Genomic DNA, 10,215 nt, shown 5'->3' on the forward strand with positions numbered 1-10,215 from the left:
ACGGTTCAGCGCTCGCGCCCGTCGGGTCGCTCATGACTTCGGGGTGAACGATTGCTCCGCAAGATCGATGAGTTCGGCGACGCGCAGACTGTCGCGACGCAACTCATCGAGCTCGGCTTCGAGACGCGTGATGCGCTCGCGTTCCACCTGCAGCTCGGCCTGGAGGTGTGCGACGCGCTCAAGCGTGGGGTTGAGCGCTCGTCGCGCGCGGCTGGCAGCCCGACGGACGATGTTGCGTTCGGTCATACGGGGCCTCCTGAGGCGGCGTCGGATGCGGGGGGCATAGTCGGGAGCGATGTCGCGTGCGGCGTGTCTTCGGCCAGGGTGACCACGGCCCCGGTCGGAAGGCGTGAGTTTCGGCGGAAGGTCTCCGCGCGCGCCAGCGGCAACGTGTCGGTGACCCCCTTGGGCAACTCGGGGAGCGGTTCGGGCACGCTGGTGAACTCGACCCGCAGGCCGTACTCGGAGGCTTCGGCTTGGACCGCGGCGGGGTCGAGGTGCCAGCCGGTCGGGTCGTCGAATCGCACGCTGCGCGCGTGGCGCGAGTGAAACGTGAAGGCGGCCCGGCCGCCGCTGCGCAACGCCATGCGCATCAGGCGCCACGCGTATCCGCGGCCGTGGTGCCCGACCTGGTCGAGCACGTGGTTGGCCACCACATCGAACCGGCTGTCGATGTCGAATTCTCGGGTGAAGGCGAGGGATCGCGCCCGGTAGAGGTTGAGGTGCCGGTATTCGGGCGGCGCGGCGCCATCGGGCGACCCGGCCGCTGCAGCACGGTGCAGCGCGTCAGTCGAATAATCGACCCCGATGATGCGACGGGTGTCGCGACTCAGCGCTCGTGTGAGTGCGCCGCTGCCGCAACCGAGGTCGATCACCGTCGGGGAGTCGAACGCCGCGGCGGTATCGGCGAGCCAATCGCGCGACGCACCCCAGGCAGCTTCGGCGGATTCGCGATCCCGCACCGCATCGCCAGCGAACAACGCGTCCCAGAACTCGCGCTGAAAATTGAACGAGCCGAACCAACTGTCGAAGCGGCGACTCGTCGCAGGCGGAGTCTCGAGCACGAACCCCGGAATGGGGGTGCGCCAGTTCGCGTCGTAGTTGATGGTGAGCCAGTGGTCGGTATCAGCCGGTGCCGGGAGCGCGGTGTCGCCGATGCGCACCTCACTGAACGGGAGCATCTGCTCCTCGCGCATCGCTCCGCGCACGTGAAACGGCTGATTGATGAGGCCGTCCGCGGTGAAGAACGCCGAGAAGACATCGATGTAGTGCACGACCGTGCCGACGGAGTCTGCGTTTGCGTCGGCACGAAAGATGAGCTGGGCGTGGGTGGCACTGTGCCGTTTGACTTCGTAGCCCAGGTCGCCGAGGGCGCGTCCGAGTTCGAACGCCTCCACCGCCACGTCGGCCGGGTGCGTATGCCGTGAGAGGTATGCGATGTCGGCGTCGTCGTCATGCGGCAGCAGTGCGCCGTCGCGTACCGCGCCGAGCAGTGTGCCGCCCACGACGAACGGGCGCAGGTCGAGCGCGCGCAACTGCGCGATGAGTTCGGCCGTGCGCGCAACGATGCGCGCCTTCACCTCGGTGCCCATGGCGTCGAGCGCGACACCGAGCCGACCCCATTTGTTCACGACGAGTGCGGTGCCCGAGTCATCGCGCACCGAGGTGCGGTGATCCGCCGCCGAGAACACGATCTCCTCAGACCCGATCGGCTCGCCCGTGGTGGAGTCGTGCAGGCCGAGCCGTGTCGTGCCGGTGAGATGCGGGCGCAGAGATTCTGGCCAGTCGATCTCGACCGGAGCGGTGAGGCCGCGCACGTCGATCGACCAGATGCGCACGTCATCGAATCTGACGTCAACAGAATCCGTGCGCTCGGGAAGCGCGTCGATGACGAGGTATTGCGGCGTGGTTCGTGAGTTCATAGGCAGCCGGTTGAACGGGTGGGCCCAGTCTAGCGTCGGCGCACAGCCCCCAGCCTCTAAGCTAGAGGCCATGGATCTTCTTGTCGTCGGGTCAGGTTTCTTCGGATTGACCATTGCCGAGCGCGCCGCGTCAGCGGGCAAGCGCGTTGTCGTGATCGATCGCCGCTCGCACATCGGTGGCAACGCCTACTCCGAGGCGGAGCCCGAGACGGGCATTGAGGTGCACCGCTACGGCGCGCACCTCTTCCACACGTCGAACGAGACCGTGTGGGAGTACGTGAACCGGTTCACCACCTTCACGAACTACGTGCACAAGGTGTACTCGAACTTCAAGGGCGAGGTATACCCGCTGCCCATCAACCTCGGCACCATCAACCAGTTCTTCCGCGCCGCACACGGCCCCCAGGAGGCGCGGGATCTCATCGCCGAGCAGGCCGGTGAGTTCGACACGAAGTCGGCGCAGAACCTCGAGGAGAAGGGCATCTCGTTGATCGGGCGCCCGCTCTACGAAGCGTTCATCCGCGATTACACCGCGAAGCAGTGGCAGACGCCCACGACGGAGCTGCCCGCCGAGATCATCAGCCGTCTGCCCGTGCGGTACACCTACGACAACCGGTACTTCAACGACACGCACGAGGGCCTGCCGACCGACGGCTACACCGCGTGGCTCGAACGCATGGCCGATCATCCGAACATCGAGGTGCGTCTCAACACCGACTTCTTCGACGAGAGCCAGCCGCTCAACAAGAACGCCGTCGTCGGCACCGTGCCCGTCGTCTACACCGGCCCGGTCGACCGCTACTTCGATTACGCAGAGGGCGAGCTCGCCTGGCGCACGCTCGACTTCGAGCAGGAGGTGCTGCCCACCGGCGACTTCCAGGGCACCAGCGTCATGAACTACGCCGGCTCGGATGTGCCGTACACGCGCATCCACGAGTTCCGCCACTTCCACCCGGAACGCGAATACCCGAACGACAAGACCGTCATCATGCGCGAGTTCTCGCGCTTTGCGACCCGCGAAGACGAGCCCTACTACCCGGTCAACACTCCGGAAGACCGTGAGCGCTTGCTGGCCTACCGTGGATTGACCGAGGGTGAAGACCGGGTACTCTTCGGCGGCCGCCTCGGCACGTACCAGTACCTCGACATGCACATGGCAATCGGATCGGCCCTGTCGATGTATCAGAACAAGCTCGCAGAGATCCTCGAGGTCTGACCGCGAACCACTGACGCACGAGTGCCCCGCTGTTCACCCAGCGGGGCACTCGTGCGTGTGGGGGTCTTTTCGTCTCTCTCACCTACCGCGTACTCAGGAATCACTCAGATTCGACTATGCTGACCCTCGGAGTTTGGGGATTGGCTCTGAGCTTCGGGGAACGAATGGGAATGAACGTGAAGTCGATCTGGAGACCACTCGGTGGCGTCGCTTTGGCCGCGCTCCTGGTATTGACCGCGGTGCCCGCGCAGGCTCTGGACGCGGTGAACGATGTGACCGGTGCGGAGAGCGCTAGCGCTGATGCACACGGTGACGTGGCGCAGCCGGCAGATGCCGATGCGGTTGATGCGGCTGCCGACGCCACCGCTGAAAGCGATGGGGCTGCCGGTGGCGTGGACGCTGACGCCGGGGCCACTGCCGATGACGCTGCAGGCGAGACCGCCTCAGACGTGGAAGACGCCGATGGTGTCAGCGCGAGTGCGGATGGGCACGCACACGATCACGATGCTGCGGCGACGGATGACTCACTGCGCACCGTCGAGCCGGTCGAAGAAGCTGCGCCGCTTCCGGAACCAGGGGACGTCACGGAGGTGCCTGATACGGTCGTGCTCAACGGCCGCGTCATCCTGCTTCCCGATGAGCCGAGCGTGTCGGAACCCGGTGCGTCTGTTGGTGGAGGGGTGTTGATCGGTACCGATGATGGCACCTTCGTGCCGGTCGACGCGGATTCGTTCGGCAGCGCGCTGCAGCCCGATGCGCAGTTCGCGGGAGTGGCGACTCTCAACGCGACGGCGCGAGATGCGGTCGCAGCGAGCCTTGCGGCCTCCGAAACGGGCTCGCTCAGCGCGGACGATGTGCTCGAGGCGGTCAGTGCATCGGTTGGTGAATCTGAGGAAGCGTTGCCCGTCACCGGTGAAACTGCGGCGCCCGAAGCCGAACCGTTCGCAGAGTCGGGCGATGCAGCAGGGGCTCCGCTTGGCGGTGCACCGGCAGCGCGCGCGCACACGGTTGACGCGGTCTACTTCACGGGAAGCACGTCGAGTTACGGCAACCGAGCCTTCACCGAGTCGCAACTGAAGAGTCTCGTCACGCAGTCGGGGAGCTATTGGAAGACACAATCCGATGGTTCGGTGCCGAGCATCACGACCAGTCGCTTCAAGAAGCTCACTGCAACAGCATCATCGTGCACGCCTTCGTCGCTCTGGACCCAGGCAGCGAAGGCCTACGGAACAAATGCAAACAGCTACACGAATGGGCGGCACCTCGTCGTGTTCGTGGACTCGCGGTACGGCTGCAGCATGGCGGGCCTCGCGGGCATCGGAACGAGCATTCACACCGGCGGAACGGTCTGGGTTGATCTGGGATCCTACGGCGGTCGGGGCACCGCGGCGAACCAGGACACGGTCAATAAGTCGTTGACGACCCTCGCACACGAGCTCGGCCACAATATGAGCCTCGGTCATGCGCAAGCGCGAGTCTGCTCGGGCACGACCACGGATCAGCGCGTCGGCTGGTATGCCGACTCGCAAAACCCCAATACGCTCCGCGTACTGAAGCCATCGGGCAGCCCATGCCAAGACGTCGAATACGGCGATACCTGGAGCCTGATGGGCTCGGGCGGGTCGGCGAACTCAAAGCCCCCGGCCTTGGGTGTCGCGCATCGCACCGCGCTCGGCGTGAATCCCTCGGGATCCGTGCGCACGGTTGTCGTGAAGGGAGGACGCTCGCAGACGTTCACCCTGAACGCGCTGGGGAGCGCGAACGGGCTTCGCGGACTGAAGATCACGAACAACTTCGGCGAAGTCTTCTATGTGGAGTATCGAGGAAGCACCGGCCAGGATTCGCAGTTGATGGGCGGCCGCTCGTCGTTCGCCTCGCCGTACGGCGGTTCCATCGTCTCGACCGGTGTGCAGGTGTCGAAGAGCTATCCGACGGCTCAGGCTCGGTGGTCGGACGGGGTATACCGGCCGTATGCGGCGAAGCGCAGTACATCGCTGACCGCGAATCAGGCCGGGAAGAAGGCGCTCGACTTCAAGGCTGGAACGGTGTCGCTGCCCATCGACAGCAACGCGCGTGTGCGCGTGACTCAACTCACTTCGACCACAGCGAAGGTCACCGTCGAATTCTCGCCGTTCATCGATATCCCCTACAACCACAAGTTCGGGACCGAGATCAACTGGATGAGTTCGTCGGGCCTGTCGACCGGCATCAATGCCGGATCTGGTCTGCGCAAGTACGACGCGAAGTCGAACGTGACGCGTGAAGCGATGGCCGCGTTCCTCTATCGCCTCAACACCCCGAAGGGTGCGACGGCGCCGAAGGGGTACAAGATTCCGAAGAAGTCGCCGTTCATCGACGTGCCGACGAACCATAAGTTCTACAAAGAGATCGCGTGGATGTACACGTCGAAGCTGTCCACGGGCATCTCGACGCCCAGCGGTCGCGCCTACGCCCCCAAATCGGGTGTGACGCGTGAAGCGATGGCGGCGTTCCTCTACCGCATGGACAAGTCGACCTACAAGGGCGCCTCGACGTCGCAATTCTCGGATGTGCGTCGCGGTGACAAGTTCTACAAGGAGATCTCCTGGATGTACCAGTCCGGGCTCTCCACCGGTGTGAAGCAGCCGTCGGGCAAGCCGCAGTACCAGCCGAAGAACAACGTATCCCGTGAGGCCATGGCGGCGTTCATCTACCGCTACAAGCACTAAGCGAACGGCAACGGCCCCGAATCTCCTGAAGGAGGTTCGGGGCCGTTGCGTTTCCTACGAGGCGCCTGGCCGGGCTCAGCGGCCTTCGAACGTACGCTTCCACTCGTCGACCGAGGTGATCTTCGGAAGAGCGGCGCGGTATTCCGCTGCTAGCCGATCCCAGTTCTTCTCGATCTCGCGGGTGAGCGCGCGCGACTCCTTGAGGAGACGGCGGAACTTCGCGCGGTCGTGCCGGTACCACATCTTGCCGCTGCCGTCGGCGGCGCCGACGATCACGCTGGAGTGGTACGGGATGCGCCACCACAGTGCGTCGGCCTTCGCGTACTCGAGTTCCGGGGTCCGCGCGTCGGCTTCGTTGACCGTGCGACGCCAATGCTTCGGCAGCATGCGTGCGGTGAAGGCCGCGAGGCGCACTCCGGTCGGGTAGTCATTCGGCTTCTCGAGGAGCGGCAATGCGCGCCCGCCGCGGGCGTGAGGCGTTTCGGGGTCGCCAGGTCGGTACACCTTCGTCTCGGGGAACTCTGCGGCCCGGGCGCGGGCCTCGGGCATCACCCGCGAGAGATCGTCGTGGAGCCCCTCCGGCCCGCGCAGCACCGAACGCATGCCATCGACGGCGAGTTGCGTCGCGTAGTACTGCATGTTGAGCAGCTTCTTGATGTCTTGGCGGCCGCTGTTCTGCAAGAGCTTGCCGCCGCCCTGCTGGTCGGAGTGCAACAGCCCAGCGATGATGCGGTTGCGCGTGTGGAAGTAGGCCTGCCAGTCTTGCGAATCGTCTTTGTCGAGCCACGAGATGTGCCACAGTGCGACGCCCGGCAGCGATACCGTGCGGTACCCGGCGTCGCGCGCGCGAAGCCCGTACTCAGCGTCGTCCCACTTGATGAACACGGGGAGCGAGAGCCCGATCTCCGCGATGATCTTCTTCGGGATCATGCACATCCACCAGCCGTTGTAATCGGCGTCGAGTCGCGCGTGCATCCACTTCGTCTGGCGCAGGTTGCGCTTGCGGAAGTCGTGACGGAACTGCTCTTCGAACGACGGGCCCCACATGAACGGCCCTGGGCGCACGACCTCCGACCACGCGTGCAGCACGGGCTTGTCGAGCAGGTCGAACATGTGCCCGCCGACGATGACCGGGGTGCGGCTGAACCGGCCGAACTGGAGGGCGCGAAGGGCGCTCTCGGTCTCGAACTCGACGTCGTCGTCGAGCAGCAGGAGGAAGTCGGTGTCTTCGCGCTCCAGCGTCTCGGCCATCGATCGAGCGAAGCCGCCCGAGCCGCCGAGGTTGCCCTGCTCAATGACCTGCAGCTTTTCGCCCAGCGCAGCCGCGACGTCGTCGTACCCCTGCTCGTCGCGCACCTTCTGTGTGCCCTGATCGACGAGGAAGATGCGGTCGATGCCCTCGAGCAACTCCGGGTTCTCGGAGATGTTGCGCAGGGTACCGACGCAGTAGTCGGGCTTGTTGTAGGTCGTCATGCCGAGGCTCAGCTTGCCGGTCTCCACGGCTTCGGCCTCGGTCGACCAGCGGCCGCCGTCGAGTACCAGATCTTCCATGCTGGCGATGAGGTCGAACCAGTACCAGCCGCCGTCGCTGAATGAGCGCAGCGGCAGGTCGAACGTCGAGGTGGCCTCGCCGGTCACGCTGCGGGAGTCGACGCGCTGCTGCACCCCAGACGCGTTCGAGCGGTAGACGATGATGGTGCCGGGGCCAGTGGTGCGCAGTTCGAGCTGCACCTGGTCGACGACCGTCCACCGCTGCCAGTACGACGCCGGGAACGCGTTGAAGTAGCTGGCGAACGAGACGCGATTGCCCGACCGCACCCGAGTGCTGTCGCGCGAGAGCACGTTGTCGATGTGCGCGTTCTCGCTGAGGCGCACCGGCTTGCTGCGCACGGTCGTCCACGTCTCGGCGTCGGCATAGAGCGGCAGGACGTCTGGGTCCTTGGCAACGGGGAACACAACGTTCTGCAGAATGGTCGGCATCGGGAACGAGCCTCTCTCGGCGTGCGGCGGTCGGAGTACCGGGTCAGTCTACCGGCGCGCACTGGTGTCGATACTGGGGCGCCGCTGGAGTCGAGAGCCGCTGGAGTGAGCTGGGGGCCGTCTCCGATTGCTCGTACGAGCACTTCTGGGCACACTTTCTGCTCATGTGAGCAAAGCGATGCTCATAAGTTGTAACACGCTCGTAACCGCACCTACGCTTCCCGAGGGACACCAGTTACTGATCAAGGAGGCTCAGGTGAAACTTCGGAAAACAGGTCTGCTCGTGGCAGGCTTCGCTGCAGCGGCACTCATGCTGTCGGGCTGCTCGGTTTCGACCACCCCGGGGGGTGGCAGCGGAGATGAGGCGGGTTCGTCGAGCGACGAGCTCTCGATCGGCTTCAGCCAGGCGACACAGCAGTCGCCGTTCTACGTGGAACTCGGCGAGGGCGTGAAGAACGCCGCCGAGAGCAACGGTGCGTCGCTCGAGTACGTCGATGCCAACGGCGACGTGACGAAGCAGAACAACGACATCGAAGACCTCATCACCCGTGGCGTCGACGTGCTGCTCATCAACCCGGTCGACCCGCAGGGCATTGCGCCGAGCATCGCATCGGCAAAGGCCGCAGGCATTCCCGTGGTCACGGTCGACCGCTCGGCCGAAGGCGCCGCGGCACATGTGGGCCGCGACAACGTCGCCATGGGTGAGCTTGTGGGCGAAGCCGTGAGCGACGCGCTCGGCGACGCCGGTGGCAAGATCATCGAGATCCAGGGCGACGCCGGCGGAACGGTGGCGATGGATCGCTCCGAGGGATTCCACCGCGCCTTCGAGGGCAACGACGCCGTGCAGATCGTGGCCGGCCCGTATGCCGAGTACATCCGCGCGAATGCGGTCACCGCGATGCAGGATCTGCTGCAGGCGAACCCCGATGTGAAGGTCGTCTACGCGCACAACGATGACATGGCGCTCGGTGCGCTTCAGGTGCTTCGCGAGAGCGGTCGAGAAGACGTGCTCGTCGCAGGGGTCGACGGCCTCATGGAAGCGGTCAAGGCGATCGCCGATGGCAAGCAGTACGTTGCGACCTCGCTGAACGACCCGATCGCGCTCGGGCGCACGGCCGCCGAAACCGCGCTCTCGGCCGCCGCCGGCGACGACGTCGAGGCCGAGATCGACGCGGGCACCGAGCTCGTGACCGCGAAGAACGCTGCCGACTACGTCGGCGACACCCTGTTCGCCGAGTCCAAGTAGGCCCCGGCGACGCAGCGATCGGGGCGGGCAGGCCCCGATCGCTGCACCGCACAGATTTGCTGCCCCTGGAGGAGAAGAGAACATGACGCGAACGATGACCGCTGCGGTCATGCACGAGCCCGGCGATATCCGCGTTGAGCAGGTGCCGGTCCCCGAGATCACCGAGGGTGACGTGCTGCTGCGGGTCGAGGCCTGCGGCGTCTGCGGATCCGACATTCCGCGCATGAATTTTGCCGGTGCCTACTACACCCCCATCATCTGCGGTCACGAGTTCTCGGGCACGATCGTCGAGGTCGGCGACGCGGTCGAGGGCCTCGCGGTCGGGCAGCTGGTCACGGTGCCCCCGCTCATTCCTTGCTACACCTGCGACAGCTGCCTGGCGGGGCACTTCAGTCTCTGCGAGGACTACGGCTACTTCGGAAGCCGGCAAGAGGGCGCCTACGCGCAGTACGTCGCGGTGAACGCCGCAAATGCGTTCCCCATGCCCGAGGGCGTTGACCCCCGAGCAGCCGCAATGATGGATCCGTCAGCCATCGCGCTCCACGCCATTTACCGCACGAAGCTCGGGGCTGGAAGCCGAGTCGCTGTGACTGGTGCCGGGCCGATCGGCCTGTTCGCGATTCAGTGGGCTCGCCTGCTCGGTGCCACCGAGGTGCTCGCCGTCGACCTGAGCCCGGAGAAAGCGGCGATGGCTCGTGAAGCCGGCGCCACGATGACGGCGAACAACGACGCTGAGGCCCTCGATCAGGCGGGCCTGGGATTCGACGTCGTCATCGAGTCGGCCGGTGCTGCGCAGACGGTCGCGCTGGCGACCCAGCTCACCGCGCGACACGGCGAGGCGGTGTTCATCGGGATCCCCCACACGCCGGTCGAACTCGCGAAGAGCACCTTCAGTCACTTCCTGCGCCGTGAGGCATCGCTGCACGGCAGCTGGAACTCGTTCTCCGCGCCGTTCCCCGGCCGCGAATGGGTGGAATCGGCGCGAGCCTTCGCCGACGGTTCATTGAAGTGGGAGTTTATGATCACTCACGAGCTCGGGCTCGAAGCGCTTCCTGAAACCATGAGGCAGCTCGGTGAGCGCTCCATCTTCAGTTCGAAGGTGCTCTTCATGCCGAACCAGGGCTGAAGCGCAGCAGGAGGCAG

General features: G+C 65.4%; 7 protein-coding genes. 4 read left to right on the forward strand and 3 right to left on the reverse strand.

The window, feature by feature from the left end; genetic code table 11:
- Positions 1-30 precede the first annotated feature (30 nt).
- Together CH42_RS15170 and CH42_RS15175 are read right to left on the reverse strand one after the other, a co-directional pair.
- Entirely contained in the window at positions 31-246 is a 216-nt protein-coding gene (locus CH42_RS15170; protein WP_053354045.1) for a hypothetical protein, read from the reverse strand.
- On the reverse strand, positions 243-1,922 hold the full coding sequence (locus CH42_RS15175) for a methyltransferase domain-containing protein (RefSeq protein WP_053354046.1): 1,680 nt from the start codon (positions 1,920-1,922) through the stop codon (positions 243-245). Before CH42_RS15175 ends, CH42_RS15170 begins: the two co-directional genes overlap by 4 nt.
- 70 nt (positions 1,923-1,992) lie before the next feature.
- Between CH42_RS15175 and glf the strand changes: the two genes are divergently transcribed.
- Together glf and CH42_RS15185 are read left to right on the forward strand one after the other, a co-directional pair.
- Entirely contained in the window at positions 1,993-3,138 is a 1,146-nt protein-coding gene (gene glf, locus CH42_RS15180) for a UDP-galactopyranose mutase (RefSeq protein ID WP_053354047.1), read from the forward strand.
- A gap of 170 nt (positions 3,139-3,308) precedes the next feature.
- Positions 3,309-5,846 carry an S-layer homology domain-containing protein gene (locus CH42_RS15185; protein WP_053354048.1) on the forward strand — a complete coding sequence of 846 codons (2,538 nt, stop codon included), beginning with the start codon at positions 3,309-3,311 and terminating at the stop codon, positions 5,844-5,846.
- A gap of 75 nt (positions 5,847-5,921) precedes the next feature.
- Here the strand turns inward: CH42_RS15185 and CH42_RS15190 are convergent, their stop codons facing one another.
- The gene (locus tag CH42_RS15190) at positions 5,922-7,826 is read right to left on the reverse strand and encodes a glycosyltransferase (RefSeq protein WP_053354049.1); all 1,905 of its coding nucleotides are present in this window, start codon (positions 7,824-7,826) and stop codon (positions 5,922-5,924) included.
- 256 nt (positions 7,827-8,082) lie between these two features.
- Here CH42_RS15190 and CH42_RS15195 point away from each other — a divergent pair, with 256 nt between their 5' ends.
- Together CH42_RS15195 and CH42_RS15200 are read left to right on the forward strand one after the other, a co-directional pair.
- A complete protein-coding gene (locus CH42_RS15195; protein WP_239684081.1) occupies positions 8,083-9,072 on the forward strand; it encodes a substrate-binding domain-containing protein in 990 nt (329 codons plus the stop codon).
- An 82-nt stretch (positions 9,073-9,154) separates the two neighbouring features.
- The gene (locus tag CH42_RS15200; RefSeq protein ID WP_053354050.1) at positions 9,155-10,198 is read left to right on the forward strand and encodes a galactitol-1-phosphate 5-dehydrogenase; all 1,044 of its coding nucleotides are present in this window, start codon (positions 9,155-9,157) and stop codon (positions 10,196-10,198) included.
- Positions 10,199-10,215: the final 17 nt, after the last annotated feature.

The organism is Leucobacter musarum subsp. musarum (assembly GCF_001273845.1).
Taxonomy (GTDB): Bacteria; Actinomycetota; Actinomycetes; order Actinomycetales; family Microbacteriaceae; genus Leucobacter; species Leucobacter musarum.